This is a genomic window from Burkholderia sp. Bp9099 (assembly GCF_003857805.1).
Classification (GTDB): Bacteria; Pseudomonadota; Gammaproteobacteria; order Burkholderiales; family Burkholderiaceae; genus Burkholderia.
Genome location: NZ_QTPU01000023.1, coordinates 140,475 through 159,982 on the forward strand (window position 1 = coordinate 140,475; position 19,508 = coordinate 159,982).

Below are 19,508 nucleotides of genomic sequence, written 5' to 3' on the forward strand. Positions count from 1 at the left end.
TTATTGGGGCCGTATCATTTTGGTGCAAAAAGAAGCGGCACCCGCGGCGCCGCCTCGTGATCCGCCTTTCCCGCGTTACTGCTGGATCGGCGGCGTGTTTTCACGCACCTTTCTGGGGCGTCCGCGCGGCAGCGGCGACACGCGGCGGTTCGCCGTGCGCGCCGCCCACTCGCGGTAGTTCTCGCCGCCGAGCACCCAGCCCTTGAGTGTCGCCTGCTGGAGCTGATCGGCCTGCCGCTCGTCGAGCGGCTGCTCGCACAGCTCCTTGTACGCGCGCTGACGGTCGAACGGCGTGTTGCCGAGCGCCCAGTAGAGCGGATGGTCGGTGATCAGGCTGTCGACGGTGAGCCCGACGTGGTGCCGGTAGCTCGACCAGCGATAGGCGTCGGGCGTCGCGACCAGCTGCGCGCGCACCGGGCTCATCTCGACCACGCGGCTCGCGAGCAGGAAATAGCGCTCGCCTTCGATCACGGTCGCGCGATAGCGGCCTTCCCACAGGGTGCCGCGCCGCGAATAGCGCCGGTTGAAATGCGCGACGTAGCGGCGGCCCACCGCCTGCATCGCCTTCGGCAGGCTCGCCTCGTCGCTCGGCGTCACGAGGAGCTGCACCTGACGCGGCAGCAGCACGTAGGCATGCACCGAAAGATGGTGATCGCGTGCCGCGGCCTTCAGACAATCGATGAAGAGTTCGTAGTCCTGGTCGTCGACAAACGCGGGTTGCTGATCCAGGCCGCGCAGTATCACGTGCTGCGGCTGGTCGGGAACGTAGAGTCGTGCTAACCGTGCCATGCTGAATGTCCGTTTGAACGCGTTAGGAAATACCCGAAGGTCCGAAAATGCGCACCTGCGTAGAATGCCTGTCCTGGCGGGGCGCGGAAGCGTACGGTCGTGCGAATCCTAGGGAGAAAGCTCTAACTTGCGAGCTTGTTTGGTTTTAAACGCAGTCGTCATAATGAGCACGCCTTTGATCGGAGGAGACACAATGAAACGAAAACTGGCCATTACGGGGGCCGTGGCGCTCGCATTCGCGGGCGGTACGGCACACGCACAATCCGCAGGTGATTTCTACGTCAGCACCGGCTGGCTGCACTTTTCGCCGCAGGACAGCAGCGACCCGCTGTTCGTCTACGGCGTCGGCGGCACGCCCATCAACCAATCGATTCCCAACACCGGCGCCGGCATCAACGACGCCGATACGCTCGGTCTCGCAGCGGGCTACTTCGTCACCGACCATATCTCCACCGAGCTCGTGATGGGGATACCGCCGAAGTTCGACATTACCGGCAAGGGTCGGTTCGAAAACTTCGGCGTACTCGGCCGTGCGTACCAGTGGAGCCCCGCCGTATTGCTGCGCTACCACTTCAACGACGCCAACGCGAAGTTCCGTCCGTATGTCGGCGTCGGCGCGACATATACGTGGTTCACCGGCGCAAAGATCACGAACAGCAGCTTCGAGAACGGCGTGCTCGGCGGCCCGACCAGCGCGACGACCAGCAACCAGTGGGCGCCCGTGTTCAACGCCGGCTTCACGTACAACTTCACGAAACACTGGTTCGGCGGCCTGTCGATCTCGTACATCCCGATCAGCGTCACCGCGACCTTCACGACGGCCCGCCGGACGCCGGTCGGCACCCTGACCGAAACGTCGAAAGCGAAGATCTCGCTCAATCCGATCGTCACGTACCTGAACATCGGCTACCGCTTCTAAGCGTAGTCGAATATTTGGGGAATGGTTAATCCTGCTGCAATTTGTAGCCGATTTTTCGTGACGTAACGTCTCCACGATGGAAAACGCCCCGGCGGAAACCCGCCGGGGCGTCGTTTTTTTGCCTCAGGGTTTTCCCGCCACCAGCATCGCGCGGGACCGGTCGCTACGCGATGTCGTCCAGCGCATCGGCGGCGATCAGGTCGATCCGGTCCGTGCAGACCGCATCGACGCCCCAGCGCGCGAGTTCGCGCGCCCGGGCGAGGTCGTTGACCGTGTACACCAGGATCCGCAGGCCGGCCGCCTTGATCGCGCGCACGAGCGGTTCGTCGAGCTCCTTGTGGCTTGCGTGCAACGATACGCAGCCGAGCGCACCGACGACCTGCGCGTGCCAGTCGTCCGGTACCGCCTCGTACAGCATCCCGCGCGGCAGTGCCGGTGCGCTCGCGCGCGCCTGTTGCAGCGCCTCGAACGAGAACGACGACAAGAGCGGCGGCACCGCCGCGCCATGCCAGTACGCGGCCGCATCGGCCGCGACCCGCTGCCCCGTGTCGCGCTCGCGGCCCGGGCACGGCTTGATCTCGACGTTCGCCGCCAGCCCGTGCGCGACGCAGCGCGCCGCCGCCGCCTCGAGCGTCGGCATCCGCTCGCCCGCGAAACGCGCGTCGAACCAGGCACCGGCGTCGAGCGCGGCCAGCGCCGCATAACGCATGCCCGCCGCCGGGCCGCGGCCGTTCGACGTGCGGTCGACCGTGTCGTCGTGCAGGAGGAACGTCACGTCGTCGGCGGATAGCTTCGCGTCGAACTCGACCATCCGGTGACCGCGCCGCGCGCCCTCGTCGAACGCGGCGAGCGTGTTCTCCGGTGCGAGCGTGCCGCCGCCGCGATGGGCGACGACGCGCGGATAGGGCCAGTCGGTTCGGGAAGTCATCATGCGCCTCGCAACGGGTTCGTCAGGATCAGCCGGCCCGCTTGCCGGTCTCGGGATCGAAGAAATGCAGCCGGTGCGCGGGCAGCGCGGCACCCAGCGCCGTGCCGCGCGCGGGACGATCCGCGTGCGGCAGCCGCACCGCGACGTCGTGGTTGCCCCAGCGGCCGTGCGCGAGGTTGTCCGCGCCGAGCAGCTCGCACGAGTCGACCGGCAGCGTCGCCTGCGCGACGCCCGGCTGCGGCGTCATGTGCTCCGGCCGCACGCCGAGCACCCAGTCGCGCCCGGTGGCGATCGCGGTGCCGATGCCGGGCGCGCCGGCGACCGGCAGCGCCGGGCCGCCGCCCGCGACCGTAAACGTCGCGCCATCCTCCGACAGCCGGCCGTGCATCAGGTTCATCGCCGGCGAGCCGATGAAGCCCGCGACGAACACCGTCGCCGGCTTCTCGTACACGTCGACCGGCGCGCCGATCTGCTCCGCATAGCCGCGGTTCATCACGATCACGCGCTGCGCGAGCGTCATCGCCTCGATCTGGTCGTGCGTCACGTACACGCTCGTGGTCGCGAGCCGCGCATGCAGCCGCTGGATCTCGAGCCGCATCTGCACGCGCAACTTCGCGTCGAGGTTCGACAGCGGCTCGTCGAACAGGAATACCGACGGCTCGCGCACGATCGCGCGCCCCATCGCGACGCGCTGCCGCTGGCCGCCCGACAGTTCGCGCGGCCGCCGCGCGAGCAGCGGCTCGAGCTCGAGGATCTTCGCGGCGGCAGCGACCCGCGCGTCGATCGTCGCGCGCTCGATGCCGCGGATCTTCAGCCCGTAGCCCATGTTCTGCGCGACCGTCATGTGCGGATACAGCGCGTAGTTCTGGAACACCATCGCGATGTCGCGATCCTTCGGCTCCAGCGCGTTGACCACGCGCTCACCGATCGCGATCTCGCCGTCCGTCACCGTCTCGAGCCCCGCGATCATCCGCAGCAGCGTCGACTTGCCGCAGCCCGACGGGCCGACCAGCACGATGAATTCGCCGTCGGCGATCTCCACGTCGATGCCATGCAGCACGTGCTGCTTGCCGTCGTAGGATTTCCTGACGCCCTTCAAGCTCAGCGCAGCCATACTTGGTCCTTCTCCCGGTTGCCGTCCGTGGTTATTTCTCGGAATCGACGAGGCCGCGCACGAACCAGCGCTGCATCGCCAGCACGACGACGAGCGGCGGAATCATCGCCAGCAGCGTCGCCGCCATTACGTATTGCCATTCGGTCGCGGCGTCGCCGCTCGCGATCATCGTCTTGATGCCCACCACCGCCGTCGACAGCGACGCCTCCGTCGTGATCAGGATCGGCCACAGATACTGGTTCCAGCCGTAGATGAACGTGATCACGAACAGCGCCGCGATGCTCGTCTTCGACAGCGGCAGCACGACGTCCCGGAAGAAGCGCAGCGGCCCCGCGCCGTCGATGCGCGCGGCGTCCATCAGCTCGTCGGGCAGCGTCATGAAGAACTGGCGGAACAGGAACGTCGCGGTCGCCGATGCGATCAGCGGCAGCGAGAGCCCCGCGTAGGTGTTCGTCATGTGGAGCGTCGACACGACCTGCACGGTCGGGAAGATCCGCACCTCGACCGGCAGCATCAGCGTGATGAAGATCAGCCAGAACGCCGTGTTGCGGAACGGGAAGCGGAAGTAGACGATCGCGTACGCGGACAGGATCGACACCGCGATCTTGCCGACCGCGATCGCGAGCGCCATCACGAAGCTGTTGACGAGCAGCCGGCCGAACGGCGCCGTCGTGCCGCCGCTGCCGTGCCCCCAGATATAGGCGACGTTCTCCAGCAGGTGCGTGCTAGGCACCAGCGACAGCGGGATCGTGAACACTTCCTGCGCGTTCATGGTCGCCGCGCAGAACGCGACGTACACGGGGAACACGATCAGCACGACGCCCGCGATCAGCACCGCGTGGCAGAACAGGTCGAAGCCCTTGCGATTTTCGATCATGCGTATTGCACCCTGCGTTCGACGAAGCGGAACTGGATCACCGTCAGGCCGACGACGATGATCATCAGCACGACCGACTGCGCACCCGAGCTGCCGATGTCGAGCCCCTGGAAGCCTTCCGTGAAGATCTTGTAGATCAGCGTCTTCGTGCTCTGCGCGGGGCCGCCGGCGGTGGCCGCGTCGATCACCGGGAAGGTGTCGAAGAACGCGTAGACGAGGTTCACGACCAGCAGGAAGAAGCTCGTCGGCGACAGCAGCGGCAGCACGATGTGGAAGAAGCGCCGCACCGGCCCGGCACCGTCGATCGCCGCCGCCTCGATCAGCGAGCGCGGAATCGCCTGCAGTCCTGCGTAGAAGAACAGGAAGTTGTAGCTCACCTGCTTCCATACCGACGCGAGCACGACGAGGAACATCGCCTGGCCGCCGTTCAGCGCGTGATTCCACACGATGCCGCCCTTCGCGAGCGCATAGGTGACGAGGCCGATGCTCGGGTTGAACAGGAACGCCCACAGCACGGCCGCGATCGTCGGCGCGACCGCATACGGCCAGATCAGCAGCGTGCGGTATACGCGCGCGCCGCGGATCACTCGGTCGGCGCAGGCGGCGAGCAGCAGCGACACGACGAGCCCGCTGACCGTGACGAGCGAGCTGAACACCAGCGTCGTGCGGAACGAGTCGAGGTACAGCGGGTCGGCGAACAGGTGCGTGAAGTTCGCGAAGCCGACGAATTCACTCGACGTGCCGAACGCGTCCTGCATCTGCGTCGACTGCCACAGCGCGACGCCGGCCGGCCACAGGAAGAACACGGCGGTGATCGCGAGCTGCGGCGCGATCAGCAGGTACGGCAGCAGGCTCGCGCCGAAACGGGAACGGGATTGCATCGCGGGTGTCCGGAGGCGAAACGGGAAGGGAACCGTGCCGCCGGCCCGCACGCGCGCATACGCGATGCAGCGGCCGGCGGCACGAACGCGATGCAGGCTCAGCCGCCCGACTTCTCGAAGCGGCGCAGCAGCTCGTCGCCGCGCGACGCCGCCGAGTCGAGCGCCTCCTTCGGCGACTTCTTCTCCGCCCAGACCTGCTCCAGCTCTTCGTCGACGACCGTGCGGATCTGCGGCATGTTGCCGAGGCGCAGCCCCTTCGTATACGGCAGCGGCGGCTTGTTCATCATCTGCTTGATCGCGGTTTCCGCGCTCGGGTTCTTCGCATAGAAGCCCTGCTGGCGCGTGAGGTCGTACGCAGCCGTCGTGACCGGCAGGTAGCCGGTTTCCTGGTGCCACTTCGCGGCGATCGGCGGCGAGGCCAGGAATGCGAGGAACTTCGCGACGCCCTTGTAGGTCGCCGGATCCTTGCCGGCCAGCACCCACAGGCTCGCGCCGCCGATGATCGCGTTCTGCGGCGCGCCCTTCACGTTCGCGTCGTACGGCATCATGCCCGTGCCGTAGCTGAACTTCGCGAACTTCTGCACGTTCGCGAGCGCGCCCGACGACGTCGTCAGGATCCCGCAGTCGCCGCTGTAGAACTTCGCCGATGCCTCGTCCTTGCGGCCCGCGTACGTGAACGTGCCGTCCTTCTGCATCTGTTGCAGGAACGCGATGTGCGCGACCTGCTGCGGCTTGTTGAATTCGAGCGCCGCGTCGGCGCCGTCGAAGCCGTTATTGCGGCTCGCGAACGGCAGCGCATGCCACGCGCTGTAGTTCTCGAGCTGGATCCAGCCCTGCCAGCCGGTCGTGAAGCCGCACGTCATCCCGGATTTGCGCAGCTTCTCCGCGGCGGCCTGCACGTCGGCCCACGTCTTCGGCGGCTGGTTCGGGTCGAGCCCGGCCTTCTTGAACGCGTCCTTGTTGTAGTACAGCACCGGCGTCGAGCTGTTGAACGGCATCGACACGAGATGGCCCGTCTTCGCGTCGCTGTAGTAGCTCGCGATGGTCGGTACGAACGCCTTTTCGTCGAGCGGCACGCCGGCCTGCTTGAACACGTCGTAGACCGGCACGACAGCCTTCTTCGCCTGCATCATCGTCGCGGTGCCGACTTCATAGACCTGGAGGATCGCCGGCGCGTTGCCGCTGCGATAGGCGGCGATGCCCGCCGCGAGTGCCTGGTCGTACGTGCCCTTGAAGACCGGCACGATCTTGTAGTCGCTCTGCGATGCGTTGAACTGCGTGGCGAGCTCGTTGACGCGCTCACCGAGCGCCGACTCCATCGCATGCCAGAACTGGATCTCCGTCGCGGCGAACGCCGCATGCTGCACACCGAACATGAGCGCGCCGCCCAGCGCGATCGAGCGAACCATTGTCCCCGCGGGCTTCTTCTTCATCGATCTCTCTCCTGTGAAAACGTTACCAACAGCGTGTGCAACATTCCCGTCGCCATTGAACCGGCGAAGTCTAGTGATCGTTTGTGACAGTCAGTTGTCGTTGATGACGAACAGGCGCTGGTATTCCTTCAGCGCGAAGCGGTCGGTCATGCCGGCGATGTAGTGCGCGACGAGGCGCGGCTGCTGCGCTTCGTCGTCCGACTGGTACGGCGGCGGCAGCAGGCGCGGATCGTCGATGAACGCGTCGAACAACCCGGTGACGACGCGCTGCGCCTTGTTCGCCATGCGCATCACCTTGTAGTGGCGATACAGGTTCTTGAACAGGAAACGCTTGAGGGCCGCCGCCTGCGCGGCGATCGGCTCGCTGTGCGCGACGAGCGGCGGCGCGGCGCGCACGTCGTCGAGCGACGCGGGCGCGACACGGGCGAGATTGCGCGTGGTCTCGTCGATCAGGTCGACGATCAGCGTGTTGATGATGCGGCGCACCGTCTCGTGCACGAGGCGGCGGCCTTCGAGATGCGGGAATTCGGCGAGCGCCGCGTCGTAGTGGCGCTGCCACAGCTCGACTTCGGCGAGCTGCTCGATCGTGATCAGGCCGGAGCGCAGGCCGTCGTCGACGTCGTGGTTGTTGTACGCGATTTCGTCCGCAATGTTCGCGAGCTGCGCTTCCAGCGACGGCTGGCGGCCTTGCAGGAAACGCTCGCCGAGTGCGCCGAGCTTGCGGGCGTTCTCGCGCGAACAGTGCTTGAGGATGCCTTCGCGCGTCTCGAAGCACAGGTTCAGGCCATTGAACGCGCCGTAGTGCTCCTCGAGTTCGTCGACCACCGCCAGGCTCTGCAGGTTGTGCTCGAAGCCGCCGTGCTCGCGCATGCACGCATTCAGCGCGTCCTGCCCGGCATGGCCGAACGGCGTATGACCGAGATCGTGCGCGAGCGAGATCGCTTCGACGAGATCCTCGTTCAGGCGCAGGTTGCGCGCGACCGAACGCGCGATCTGCGCGACTTCGAGGCTGTGCGTGAGGCGGGTGCGAAACAGGTCGCCTTCGTGATTGACGAAGACCTGCGTCTTGTATTCGAGCCGGCGGAACGCGGTCGAATGAACGATGCGGTCGCGGTCACGCTGGAATTCGGTGCGCGCCGCCGGCGGGGTTTCCTGATGGCGGCGGCCGCGCGACTGCGACGCGTGGGCGGCATACGGAGCGAGATGGGCTTCCAGCGCCGCCAGCGTCGGCGGCTCGGCCAGCGCCGCGGCAGATGCGCGGCCGGCTCGGGTCGGTTTGCTGCTGGATGTCTCGCTCACGTCTCCTCCATGTCAGGGGCGCCGGGGCATCCGGGGCGCCGTTACCGGGTCGTCTGCGCCAGCGTAGCGAACACGGCTTCGTCGGGCGCCTGGGTGATCAGCGTATCGCCGAATCGCTTCAGCAGGATGAACTTGATCGCTCCGGCTTCAGCCTTCTTGTCGACGCGCATCAGGTCCATGTAGCGCGCATCGCCGAGTGCCGGCCCGCGCACCGGCAGATGTGCGGCGGCGATCACCGCGTCGAGCCGCTGCCGCGACGCTTCGTCGAGCAGGCCGAGCCGCACCGACAGGTCGCCCGCCATCACCATCCCGCAGCCGACCGCTTCGCCGTGCAGCCACTCGCCATAACCGAGCCCGGCCTCGATCGCATGGCCGAACGTATGGCCGAAATTCAGGATCGCACGCAGCCCGCCTTCGCGTTCGTCGGCTGCGACCACGCTCGCCTTGATCTCGCACGAGCGCTTCACCGCATGCGCGAGCGCGGCCGGCTCGCGGCGGTTCAGCGCCTCGACGTTCGCCTCGATCCAGTCGAAGAATGCCGCATCGGCGATCGCGCCCGTCTTGATGACCTCGGCCACGCCGGCCGCCAGCTCGCGATCGGGCAACGTGGTCAGCGCGCCGATATCGGCGATCACGGCCTGCGGCTGGTAGAACGCACCGATCATGTTCTTGCCGAGCGGGTGGTTGATGCCCGTCTTGCCGCCGACCGACGAATCGACTTGCGACAGCAGCGTCGTCGGCACCTGGATGAACGGCACGCCGCGCATGTAGCACGCAGCGGCGAAGCCGGTCATGTCGCCGATCACGCCGCCGCCGAGTGCGACGAGCGTCGTCTTGCGGTCGGCGCGCTCGGTCAGCAGGCCGTCGAAGATCAGGTTCAGCGTTTCCCAGTTCTTGTAGGCCTCGCCGTCCGGCAGCACGACCGTCGACACGCGCTTGCCGAGCGGCGCGAGCGCCGCGCGCAGCACGTCGCCGTAGAGCGGATCGACCGTCGTGTTCGTGACGATCGTGACCGACGAACCGGTGATGTGAGGGGCGAACAGCTCGGTGCGGCCGATCAGGCCGGCACCAATATGAATCGGGTAGGCGCGCTCGCCCAGATCGACGTTGACGGTAATCATGCTTGTAGCGGCTTGGCGATGACGCCTGCCAGTTCGAGTTGCATCAGCACCATGTTGACGAGGCCGTTGACCGACGGGCGGCCGGTCTCGATGATGAAGTCCGCGCACTCGCGGTACAGCGGGTCGCGCACTTCGTAGAGCGCTTCGAGACGCGCCTTCGGATCGTCGGTCTGCAACAGCGGGCGGTTCTTGTCCTTGCGGGTGCGCAGCCACAGATCGTGCGGATTGGCGCGCAGATAGATGACGATGCCGCTGCTTTTCAGGCAGTCGCGATTCTCGGGCCGCAGCACCGCGCCGCCGCCCGTCGCAAGCACGATGTTCTCGCGCTGCGTGAGATCGGCGATCACCTGCGATTCGCGGTCGCGAAACCCGGCCTCGCCCTCCATCTCGAAGATCACCGGAATGCGCGCACCCGTGCGGGCCTCGATTTCGTGGTCGGAGTCGAAGAACGTCCTGTCGAGCCGGCGCGCGACCGCCCGGCCCACGGTGGTCTTACCCGCTCCCATAAGGCCGACGAAAAATACGTTTGCATGTGGGTCCCGCGCTTGCAACGGCTTCCTCTGCTTGAATCTTGCTGGTGTGTGGCGCAGCTTACTGGCAAAGCGGCTGCCTTGTCGAGCCTGCGCCGCCAGCTTCCGGCCCCGTTTTTCCCGCATCCGCGTCGCCCGCGCCGGCCGTTTCGCAACGCGCGCCGACGACCGTCGGCGTGATGAAGACGACCAGTTCGCTGCGCTGGTCGCGCCGTGCGCGGTGCCGGAAAAGCGCGCCCAGTACCGGTATTTTGCCCAAGAGCGGCACCCGCGTCACATCGTCCCGGTTCAACTGCTCGTAAATCCCGCCGATCGCGACCGTTCCGCCGTCCTCGACCTCGACGCGTGTCTGGACGTGCTTCGTATGAATCGCCGGGCCGGCCGCCGTCGGCTCGCCGATGCTGTCCTTCGTCACGTCCAGGTCCAGCACGACGCGTCCGTCGGGCGTGATCTGCGGCTCGACCTCGAGCTTCAGCGTCGCGCGGCGGAACTGCACGCCGCTCACGCCGTTGCCGACCTTCGCCTGGTACGGCAGCTCCGAGCCCTGTTCGACGATCGCCTTCACGCGGTCGGCCGTCACAACGCGCGGGCTGGAAACGATCTGGCCCCGCCCCTGCGCCTCGAGCGCGCTCAATTCAACGTCGAGCACGCGGCTGAGCGGCGCGGCGAACAACGTGAAGCCGGCCGTCGCCGCCTCGAAGCCGCCGAGCGGTCGTGCGGCCAGGTCGAGCGCGTTGCGCGTGTCCGTCGCGAATGCCGCGCCGTCGGCCGCGGGCGCCCGTCCCTGCGCGCGCAGCGCGACACGTGCGCCGAGGTTGCGCGAGAAGCCTTGCTCGCCTTCTACGATCCGCGCCTCGATCCGGACCTGCCGCGATGGCCGGTCGATCGCGTCGATCAAGCCCGCGATCTGCGCGATGCGCGGCGCCAGATCGGTGACGAACAACAGGTTCGTGCGCGGGTCGGCCGCCGCGGCGCCGCGTTTCGACAGCAGACGCTGGCCGGTCGCTCCGGCCAGCAGCCGCTGCACGTCCTGCGCGCGCGGGTAATGCAGCGCGAAGGTCCGGCTCGCGAGCGGCTCCAGCTCGGCCGCGCGTGCATGCGTTTCGAAGCGCTCGCGCTCGCGCGCGGCGAGCTCGGCCGCCGGCGTGACCCAGATCACGTTGCCGCGCCGGGACATCGCCAGCCCGTGCGTGTCGAGCAACGTGTCGAACGCATCGCGCCAGCGGACATTGTTCAGACGTAACGTCACGGTGCCGCGCACCTGCTCGCCGACGATGATGTTCAGCCCGGTGAATCGCGCGAGCGCGTCGAACGCGGCAGCGAGCCCGGCGCCTTGCAGATTCAGCGAGATCCGCCGCGCGTCATCCGCATCGCCGGGGTGCCGCGCCGCGGCGTCGCTCATGCGCGTCGGCGGCGGCAATGGAATCGGCGGCCCTTCCAGCCGGAGCACCGGTGCGGTTGTGTCCGCTTGAAGCGCCGCGCGCACTGCCCGATCGAACGGCGGCGGGCCGTCATGCGCGGGCGCTGCGCCGTCCGCACCGTCGGGCGCGCCCTGCGGCAGCGGTGTGTCCTGGGCATGCGCCTGCATCGATGCGATCGGCCAGCCGGCCGGCGGCAAAGGCGGCAACAGGGGCAACGGCGGCAGCGCCGCGTGTGCCGCGGCCACGCCCGATCCGACCCAGAATGCGATCGCCCGCCATCCGTACTTCGTCATGGGCGACCTCCGTCATCCATGACGAACCGGCGCGCGCCATCAGCTGTCGCAAGCGTCACCGCACCGGCATCGACGCTCACCACGCGTGACATCCCGAACGCTTCGCCCGGCGCAACGGTCGCGAATGCGCCATCGCCCGCGTCGAATAGCGCGAGCCCGGCGCGTACGTCGCGAATCGTGCCGGCCAGGCGCGGCGTCGCATCGTCGGCCTGCGCGGGCAAGCCATCGCCGCCGAATGGATCGTCGCTCGGCACGCCGGCAAGCAGCCGCACCGTGCCATCGGGAACACGAGCCCCCGACAGCGCCGGAAGCACGTCGATCGTCATGTCCACCCGCAACGCGGGCGGTTTGCGCTCAATATGCAGCCTCGACGGCACCACCAGCGCGGGAAAACTCGCCAGCCCGCCGATCAGCCGCAGTAACGCCGGAAAGCCGCCGTCCGCGACGATCCGCACCGTGCGTCGGCCATCCGGCGCCGCTTCGTCAGTGCGCCGCGGCTCGATCGACACGATCCGCAGTCCGCTCGCGCCGGCCAGGTCCGCCAGTTCGAGCATCAGTGCGGGCCACCCCGACGCACTCGGCACGCTGGAGGCGTGCCCGGCAGCCGGGTCCGGGTCGCGCCGTGGCGCGGTCGCGAGCAGCCGCTGTGCGTCGGCGGCACGCACTTGTGCCGTTGCCAGCAACGCGCGACTGCGTGCGAGGCCGCTCGCGTCGACGGCATCCATCAGATGAATGGTGCCCATCGTCACGCACGCGAACGCCGCCACGCAGCCGATGGCATGCGCCGCAGCCGGCGACATCCGCGCCATGCGGCCGCGCCGCCCGGCACCGGCTGGCATGGACCGATGCGTGATCGCCGTCATGCGTCGCCTCCCGCTGCGTTCTGCCGCGGCGGCGCGTCGTGCCAACGCACCTGCACGGAAAACCGGAACGGCACGGCCGAACCCGTGACCGGCGTGGCCGAAGCAGGTGTCAGCGCACCGACATCGAATCGCCAGTCACGCTGCTCGACCGCAATCCGTGCGAGCCACCGCGCGGCCGCCCGGTAACTCGTCGTGCGCGCGTCGAGCACGGCGCCGGACGCAGTCGTGCGCAATGCGTCGAGCCGGACGGTGTCGTCGCGCACCTGGGCCAGCGTCGCGAGCAGCCCGGCGACACGCCGGTAAGGCGCGGCAAGCACGACCGCCCGTGCATCGCGTCGCGCGAGGTCGGCAGCCACGCCGGCGGCGCGCCGTGCGGCATCGATCCGTGGCTGCAATTGCCGCAGCCGCGCCTCCACACGCGTACGCTCCGCATCCATGCGCCATCGCCACGCCGTCGCCGCACCCGTCCAAACGCAGGCCCCGAGCACGCCGAGCACGACCGCCGCCCCGCACTGCGCGGCACGGCGCCGCCGCAACGCCTGCGCCAGCCGCTCACGGTACGGCAGCAGATTGAAGCCGCCGAGCACGGCGTGGCCGGCGGCAGTTCGCCCGAACCCCACATCGGCCATCATTCCCACACCCCGCGCAGCGCCAGCCCGATCGCGAGGGCAAACGCCGGACCGCCCTGCGTTCCGGCGAGCGCGCCCGGCAGCCCGTCCCATCCGGTGCAGTCGAACGGCACCGCGGCCACGCCGAGCGCATCGCCGATATCGGCGGCCGACGTACCGCAGCGGGCGATGCTGCGCGCGTCGCCGGCCACGAGCACACAGCGCACCGGCTCGAACACGCACTGGCGCAATGCGTCGGGGAACGCCGCCTGCACGTCGCCGGACACCGCGAGCACCGGTACGGCGATCGCACCGTCGACCCGCCAACCGCGTACGCCCGTGTCGCAGAACCAGAATGCGGCGTACGGGCCGTGGGCGTCGGGTTCGAACTGCGCGGCATAGCGCAACGCGCGCAGCGCGGCGGCCGACTCGCCGTCGACGGCCGTCAGGTCGACGCCGGCCTGCGCGGCCACGTCGATCCGCCGTTCGAGCAATGCCTGCGGCGCCACGGCGACCTCGACCTCGCCCGGGCACGCGCCGTCGTCCTGCCGCCAGTCGAACGCGAGACTGTCGGGCGGCAGCCCCGAGATCCGTTCAGCGGCTTGCCGGGCGGCGTCCGCGACGTCGTCGCGCCCGGCCAGGTCGAGCGTCGCGGTCCGCATTTCGTCGTCGCGCAGCGCCATCACGCCGCGCGTGTCGCAGCGCACGCCCGCCGCCGACAATCGCGACACGGCCGCCGCCAGCGCGCGTGCGACCGCGGCCCAGCGCGCCTCCTCCGGCCCGTCCTGCAATCCGACCGGCTCCCGCTCGAGTCCTTCGACCCGCACCTCCAGGGCCCGCCCGCGCCGGCTCAGCACGGCCACCCTCACCTCGTCCGCCCCGACGTCGATGCCCGTCGAACGGTGCCTGCCCGGCGCGAACCGCGCCGCCCATCGTCCTGCCATCCCAGCCTCCCGCGATCGTTGCGGCCCACGCCGCGTTTCCGAGGCCTGATTCTGCAAAGCGGCGCGTGTGCCCGACAGTCGGCCGGACGGCCAGTTGTGGCACGGGGCGACCTCGCGGACACTATGCCGGCGGCACCGCGATCAGCCGGTTTCCGGCCGCCGCCCCCCGCGTCAGGGCCGGTCTTACCGGGCAGCTATAATCGCGGGACTGTTTTCCGGTATGCCTATGCAATCCACGTCTCCTACGTCCCCGCCTCCCGCGCCCGAGCCGAAGAAGCGGTCCTGGTGGCTGAAAGTCCTGATCGGCCTCGCCGCGATGTGCGTGGCCCTCGTCGTGGCCGGCGGCCTCGTGCTCGGCTACGCGCTCGTCGTCGCGTGGCCGAACATGCCGTCGCTCGACGCGCTGACCGACTATCGTCCGAAGGTACCGCTGCGCATCTATACGTCCGATCACGTGCTGATCGGCGAATTCGGCGAGGAACGCCGCGACATCGTCCATTTCAAGGACGTGCCCGACTCGCTCAAGAAGGCGATCCTCGCGATCGAGGACGCACGCTTCTACGATCACGGCGGCGTCGACCTCACCGGCATCGCCCGCGCCGGCTTCGTCGCACTGACGAATGGCCATGCGTCGCAGGGCGCGAGCACGATCACGATGCAGGTCGCGCGCAACTTCTTCCTGTCGAGCGAAAAGACCTACACGCGCAAGATCTACGAGATGCTGCTGGCCTACCGGATCGAGCGCGCGCTGACGAAGGATCAGATTCTCGAGGTCTACATGAATCAGATCTATCTCGGCCAGCGTGCGTACGGCTTCGCGAGCGCCGCGCGGGTCTATTTCGGCAAGGACCTGAAGGACATCACGCTCGCCGAAGCGGCGATGCTCGCGGGGCTGCCGAAAGCGCCATCCGCGTACAACCCGGTCGTCAATCCGAAGCGCGCGAAGGTGCGCCAGGAATACATCCTGCAGCGGATGCTCGAGCTGAACTTCATCACGCGCGAGCAGTACGACCAAGCCGTCGCGCAGCCGCTCGCCGTCAAGGGTGCGGGCCGCGAGTTCAGCGTGCACGCCGAGTACGTCGCGGAAATGGTCCGACAAATGATGTACGCGCAGTACCGCGAGGAAACCTACACGCGCGGCTTCAACGTCGTCACGACGATCGATTCCGCCGACCAGCAGGTTGCCTACACCTCGCTGCGCAAGGGCATCATGGATTACGAGCGCCGCCACGGCTATCGCGGGCCGGAAGGCTTCATCGAATTGCCGGCCGGCGCCGACGATCGCGAGCAGGCGATCGACGATGCGCTGCTCGAACACCCCGACAACGGCGAGCTGATCGCGGCGGTCGTCACCGCAGCCACCCCGCGCCAGATCACCATCGCCTTCATCGACGGCAGCAGCGCGACGATCGAAGGCGACAACCTGCGCTTCGCGTCGGGCGCGCTGTCGGCCGGCGCGCAGCCGAACCGCCGCATCCGCCCGGGCGCGATCGTCCGGGTCGTGAAGAACGACGCCGGGAAGTGGTCGATCACGCAGTTGCCGCAGGTCGAAGGCGCGTTCATCTCGATCGTTCCGCAGGACGGCGCGATCCGCTCGCTGGTCGGCGGCTTCGACTACAACAAGAACAAGTTCAACCACGTCACGCAGGCGTGGCGGCAACCGGGTTCGTCGTTCAAGCCGTTCATCTACTCGGCGTCGCTCGACAAGGGCCTCGGTCCGGCCACGGTGATCAACGACGGCCCACTGTATTTCAGCGCAGCGGAAACCGGCGGCCAGCCGTGGGAACCGAAGAACTACGGCGGCGGCTTCGAAGGCCCGATGTCGATGCGCACCGCGCTGCAGCGCTCGCGCAACCTCGTGTCGATCCGGATCCTGAACCACATCGGCACGAAGTACGCGCAGCAGTACATCACGCGCTTCGGCTTCGACGCCGACCGTCATCCGGCCTACCTGCCGATGGCGCTCGGCGCGGGCCAGGTCACGCCGCTGCAGATGGCCGGCGCGTACTCGGTGTTCGCGAACGGCGGCTTCCGCGTGAATCCGTACCTGATCGCCGAAGTGACCGATCCGAACGGCGCTGTCGTCGCCCGCGCGCAGCCGCTCATCGCCGAGCAAAACGCGCCGCGCGCGATCGACGCGCGCAACGCATACGTGATGAACAGCCTGCTGCAGAGCGTCGCGCAGCGCGGCACGGGCGCGCGCACCAACGTGCTGAAGCGCACCGACCTCGCAGGCAAGACCGGCACGACGAACGACTCGCACGACGCGTGGTTCGCCGGCTACCAGCACACGCTCGCGGCGATCGCGTGGATCGGTTACGACAACCCGCGCAGCCTCGGCGATCGCGAAACCGGCGGCGGCCTGTCGTTGCCGGTCTGGATCGACTATATGGGCGCGGCGCTGAAGGGCGTGCCGGAGTTCAAGCCGACGATGCCGGACGACGTCCAGGCGCTCGGCAGCGAGTTGTACTTCACCGACTTCACGCCGGGGCACGGCTTCGTGTCGACGGTCGGCGTGCCGCAGGCGCCGGCGGTGCAGAGCACCGACGAAGCGGTGCCGCATGTCGACGAACAGGAGAAGCAGGACATCATGAACCTGTTCCGCGGCCACTGACACGAACGGCCCGAGCATGAAAAAAGCGCCCTGCGGGGCGCTTTTTCGTTGTGCTTCGATCCGGCGTATCGGCCGCCCGGCCAAGCAAGCGCCGGACGCGTTACGCGCCGAACGTGATCGGCAGGCCGGCCTGCTGCGTCGCGTACTCGGTGAGCGCCGCGAAGAACTCGGTGCCGGTGCGCGTATCGCGCCATTCGCCGTCCACGAAACGGTAATGGAACCCGCCCGCCTTCGCGGCGATCCACAGCTCCTTCATCGGCGGCTGGAGGTTGACGATGATCTTCGAGCCGTTCTCGAACGTCAGCGTCAGCACGCTGCCGTTGCGCTCCAGATCGATGTCGTGATCGCCGTCGTTCGCGGCATCCACGGTACGCTCGACGGCCGCCAGCACGGCCTCGGCACGGGCCAGGTATTCAGTATCGGACATGCTAAACTCTATCGGTTAAATTGTTCAGGGACGATCATGCGAGTCGTTTTCCGGATGAGCGCGATTGTAGCGGCTTTGGCGATTCTTGCCGGCTGCGGTCAACGCGGTCCGCTCTATCTGCCCACCGTGCCCCCGTTGCCGGCGAAGCCCATCCAGCAGCAGGACACGGCGCCGTCCGACGTCACGCCGACCGATGAAAACGCGTCGTCCGACAGCATTCCCGATTCTTCCGGCACGCCGCTCACGCTGTCACCGGAGCTGTCGAGCGATGCATCGAAGGCCGTGACGCCGGCATCCGGCCCGGCCGCCACGCAGTAAGCGCGCGCCGCCGCTCGCGCGGCTTCCTTCGCGACCAAGGCGATGACTGCCTGTCATCGCCTTTTGTTTTTCCGGGCCCGCCTCGTCACGCGCGGATGCGCCGCCAGCCCCATTCGAGCAGGCGCCAGCCGAGCAGCACCGCAACGATCACCGCGTAGAGCTTCGGCTGCGCGAGATTGTGCTTGCCGGCCCTCATCCACCAGAAATGCAGCACGCCGAACAGCGCGATCACATAGATCGCGCGATGCAGCGTCGCCCAGTGACGGCCGAGCCGGCGCACCATCGCGCGCGGCGAGGTCGCGGCCAGCGGAATCAGCAGCACGAACGCGGCGAAGCCGACCGTGATGAACGGACGCTTGCCGACGTCCGTCAGGATCGCAAGCACGTCGAACCACTTGTCGAACCACAGATACGTCGTGAAATGCAGCGTCGCGTAAAAGAACGCGAACAGGCCGATCATCCGGCGAAAGCGCAGCAACGCGGGAACGCCCGTCACGCGCCGAAGCGGTGTGACGCCGAGCGTGAGGCAGAGCATCACCAGCGTCCAGAGGCCCGTCGAACGCGTGATGAATTCGACCGGGTTCGCGCCGAGCCGGTCGGTCAGCCCGAACAGCACGAGACGGGTGAGCGGATAGAGTCCGGCCGCGAAAACCAGCACCTTGGCGGGGGCAAGCCAGCGCGGCGCGGCAGCACGCGCTGCGCCGCCCCGGGAACTGCCGGCGGCAGCCGTGCGCGTGCCGGACGCGCGCGCGGGCGTCAGCGTCGAAGGAGGCATGTCGTTTCTCACCGGCGCACTCAGAAGTTCTTCTTCAGGTCCATGCCCTGATACATCGACGCGACGAGATCGCCGTAGCCGTTGAACATCAGCGTCTTGCGCTTCGGCGTGAAGAAGCCGTCCTCGCCGATCCGGCGCTCGGTCGCCTGGCTCCAGCGCGGGTGATCGACGTTCGGGTTCACGTTCGAATAGAAGCCGTATTCGTTCGACGCGTACGTGTTCCAGCTCGTTTTCGGCTGCTTGTCGACGAAGCGGATCTTCACGAGCGACTTCGCACTCTTGAAGCCGTACTTCCACGGCACGACGATCCGCACCGGCGCGCCGTTCTGGTTCGGCAACACCTGGCCGTACACGCCCATCGTCAGCAGCGTCAGCGGATTCATCGCCTCGTCCATCCGCAGCCCTTCCGAGTACGGCCAGTCGAGCACCGGCGTCGACAGCCCCGGCATCTGCGACGGATCGGCCAGCGTGACGAACTGCACGTACTTCGCGTTGCCGGTCGGTTGCACGCGCTTGATCAGCTCGGACAGCGGCACGCCGATCCACGGGACCACCATCGACCAGCCTTCGACGCAACGCAGCCGGTACACGCGCTCTTCGAGCGGCGCGAGCTTCAGCAGTTCGTCGAGATCGAACACCTTCGGGTGCAGCACCTCGCCTTCGACGCTCACGCGCCACGGGCGCGACCGCAGCGTGCCGGCGTTCTGCGCCGGGTCGCCCTTGTCGGTGCCGAATTCGTAGAAGTTGTTGTAGGACGTGATGTCCTTGAACGGCGTGACCCGGTCGGCCGCAACGAACTTCGGGTTGGTTTTCGCCACGAGCTTCGCGGCCCGCGCGTCGGGCGACGCATAGGCGGCGAACGCCGCGCCGCTGCCGCCGAGCAATCCGCCCGCCGCCGCCAGGCCGGCGGCCTGCAAGACGCGCCGCCGGTTCTCGAACACCGCGCGCGGCGTAATCTGGCTCTGCGCGATGTCACCGCCGGTCAGTACGGTGCGCAAAGGGTGTTTGATCCACATCGTGCTGCTCCTCCTGCATGCGCGGCGCGCACGCTTCATGAGCGTTCGACCCGACCCATCCTGCGCCGTTCGACGCCCGGACCGCCCGCCCGTTACAAAAGAAAACCGCCGGGCACGCAGTGCGCCGGCGGTCTTTTGTCGGACCCGCGTCGGAAATCTTACAGCTTGCCGTAGCTGTGCAGCCCGGACAGGAACATGTTGACACCGAGGAACGCGAACGTCGTCACGAGCAGGCCGGTGAGCGCCCACCAGGCGGCAACGGCGCCGCGCAGGCCCTTCATCAGGCGCATGTGCAGCCAGGCCGCGTAGTTGAGCCACACGATCAGCGCCCAGGTTTC

The 19,508-nt window shown here is 67.9% G+C and carries 20 protein-coding genes; 3 read left to right on the top strand and 17 right to left on the bottom strand.

The features are described 5' to 3' along the window. Nucleotides 1-75: 75 nt before the first annotated feature. Nucleotides 76-789: a transposase gene (locus tag DIE17_RS25995; protein ID WP_006752972.1), complete on the bottom strand. Its 714-nt coding sequence runs from the start codon at nt 787-789 to the stop codon at nt 76-78. Between the two features lie 193 nt (nt 790-982). On the opposite strand from DIE17_RS25995, the gene DIE17_RS26000 reads away from it, so the two are divergent. Further along, nucleotides 983-1,708, top strand: a complete 726-nt coding sequence (locus DIE17_RS26000) for an OmpW/AlkL family protein (RefSeq protein ID WP_044845975.1) — start codon at nt 983-985, stop codon at nt 1,706-1,708. Nucleotides 1,709-1,871: 163 nt separating this feature from the next. Here the strand turns inward: DIE17_RS26000 and ugpQ are convergent, their stop codons facing one another. From ugpQ to DIE17_RS26060, 12 genes are all read right to left on the bottom strand, one after another. Next, entirely contained in the window at nt 1,872-2,636 is a 765-nt protein-coding gene (ugpQ, locus tag DIE17_RS26005; RefSeq protein WP_124522260.1) for a glycerophosphodiester phosphodiesterase, read from the bottom strand. A 28-nt stretch (nt 2,637-2,664) separates the two neighbouring features. Beyond that, the gene (locus DIE17_RS26010; protein ID WP_124487847.1) at nt 2,665-3,750 is read right to left on the bottom strand and encodes a sn-glycerol-3-phosphate import ATP-binding protein UgpC; all 1,086 of its coding nucleotides are present in this window, start codon (nt 3,748-3,750) and stop codon (nt 2,665-2,667) included. A gap of 31 nt (nt 3,751-3,781) precedes the next feature. Then, on the bottom strand, nt 3,782-4,627 hold the full coding sequence (ugpE, locus tag DIE17_RS26015; protein WP_044845977.1) for a sn-glycerol-3-phosphate ABC transporter permease UgpE: 846 nt from the start codon (nt 4,625-4,627) through the stop codon (nt 3,782-3,784). Continuing rightward, nucleotides 4,624-5,508: a sn-glycerol-3-phosphate ABC transporter permease UgpA gene (gene ugpA, locus DIE17_RS26020; RefSeq protein ID WP_044845978.1), complete on the bottom strand. Its 885-nt coding sequence runs from the start codon at nt 5,506-5,508 to the stop codon at nt 4,624-4,626. Before ugpA ends, ugpE begins: the two co-directional genes overlap by 4 nt. Before the next feature lie 98 nt (nt 5,509-5,606). Then, nucleotides 5,607-6,941, bottom strand: a complete 1,335-nt coding sequence (gene ugpB / locus DIE17_RS26025; protein WP_124522244.1) for a sn-glycerol-3-phosphate ABC transporter substrate-binding protein UgpB — start codon at nt 6,939-6,941, stop codon at nt 5,607-5,609. Between the two features lie 90 nt (nt 6,942-7,031). After that, on the bottom strand, nt 7,032-8,240 hold the full coding sequence (locus DIE17_RS26030) for a deoxyguanosinetriphosphate triphosphohydrolase (RefSeq protein ID WP_044845980.1): 1,209 nt from the start codon (nt 8,238-8,240) through the stop codon (nt 7,032-7,034). A gap of 41 nt (nt 8,241-8,281) precedes the next feature. After that, nucleotides 8,282-9,361: a 3-dehydroquinate synthase gene (gene aroB / locus DIE17_RS26035; protein WP_044845981.1), complete on the bottom strand. Its 1,080-nt coding sequence runs from the start codon at nt 9,359-9,361 to the stop codon at nt 8,282-8,284. Next, nucleotides 9,358-9,912: a shikimate kinase gene (locus tag DIE17_RS26040; RefSeq protein WP_082088580.1), complete on the bottom strand. Its 555-nt coding sequence runs from the start codon at nt 9,910-9,912 to the stop codon at nt 9,358-9,360. Before DIE17_RS26040 ends, aroB begins: the two co-directional genes overlap by 4 nt. A 40-nt stretch (nt 9,913-9,952) precedes the next feature. Continuing rightward, nucleotides 9,953-11,605: a type IV pilus secretin PilQ gene (locus DIE17_RS26045; protein WP_124522246.1), complete on the bottom strand. Its 1,653-nt coding sequence runs from the start codon at nt 11,603-11,605 to the stop codon at nt 9,953-9,955. Next, nucleotides 11,602-12,468, bottom strand: coding sequence for a pilus assembly protein (locus DIE17_RS26050; protein WP_124522248.1), 867 nt, complete (start codon nt 12,466-12,468; stop codon nt 11,602-11,604). Before DIE17_RS26050 ends, DIE17_RS26045 begins: the two co-directional genes overlap by 4 nt. Next, on the bottom strand, nt 12,465-13,100 hold the full coding sequence (locus DIE17_RS26055; RefSeq protein WP_124487842.1) for a fimbrial protein: 636 nt from the start codon (nt 13,098-13,100) through the stop codon (nt 12,465-12,467). Before DIE17_RS26055 ends, DIE17_RS26050 begins: the two co-directional genes overlap by 4 nt. Continuing rightward, nucleotides 13,097-14,020 (bottom strand): competence protein ComA, encoded by a 924-nt coding sequence (locus tag DIE17_RS26060; protein WP_124522250.1) that lies wholly within the window; start codon nt 14,018-14,020, stop codon nt 13,097-13,099. Before DIE17_RS26060 ends, DIE17_RS26055 begins: the two co-directional genes overlap by 4 nt. A gap of 226 nt (nt 14,021-14,246) precedes the next feature. Here DIE17_RS26060 and DIE17_RS26065 point away from each other — a divergent pair, with 226 nt between their 5' ends. Further along, nucleotides 14,247-16,634: a penicillin-binding protein 1A gene (locus tag DIE17_RS26065; protein WP_082088581.1), complete on the top strand. Its 2,388-nt coding sequence runs from the start codon at nt 14,247-14,249 to the stop codon at nt 16,632-16,634. A gap of 100 nt (nt 16,635-16,734) precedes the next feature. Here the strand turns inward: DIE17_RS26065 and cyaY are convergent, their stop codons facing one another. Beyond that, nucleotides 16,735-17,061, bottom strand: coding sequence for an iron donor protein CyaY (gene cyaY, locus DIE17_RS26070; RefSeq protein ID WP_124487840.1), 327 nt, complete (start codon nt 17,059-17,061; stop codon nt 16,735-16,737). Between the two features lie 36 nt (nt 17,062-17,097). Here cyaY and lptM point away from each other — a divergent pair, with 36 nt between their 5' ends. Then, nucleotides 17,098-17,379 carry an LPS translocon maturation chaperone LptM gene (gene lptM / locus DIE17_RS26075; protein ID WP_124522252.1) on the top strand — a complete coding sequence of 94 codons (282 nt, stop codon included), beginning with the start codon at nt 17,098-17,100 and terminating at the stop codon, nt 17,377-17,379. Nucleotides 17,380-17,464: 85 nt separating this feature from the next. Here the strand turns inward: lptM and msrQ are convergent, their stop codons facing one another. The 3 genes from msrQ to ccsA form a co-directional block, all read right to left on the bottom strand. Continuing rightward, on the bottom strand, nt 17,465-18,154 hold the full coding sequence (msrQ, locus tag DIE17_RS26080; RefSeq protein WP_124522254.1) for a protein-methionine-sulfoxide reductase heme-binding subunit MsrQ: 690 nt from the start codon (nt 18,152-18,154) through the stop codon (nt 17,465-17,467). Between the two features lie 20 nt (nt 18,155-18,174). Further along, nucleotides 18,175-19,170, bottom strand: coding sequence for a protein-methionine-sulfoxide reductase catalytic subunit MsrP (msrP, locus tag DIE17_RS26085; protein WP_124522256.1), 996 nt, complete (start codon nt 19,168-19,170; stop codon nt 18,175-18,177). A 158-nt stretch (nt 19,171-19,328) separates the two neighbouring features. Next, on the bottom strand, nt 19,329-19,508 hold a 180-nt coding region (gene ccsA / locus DIE17_RS26090; RefSeq protein WP_171928181.1), incomplete at its 5' end, for a cytochrome c biogenesis protein CcsA.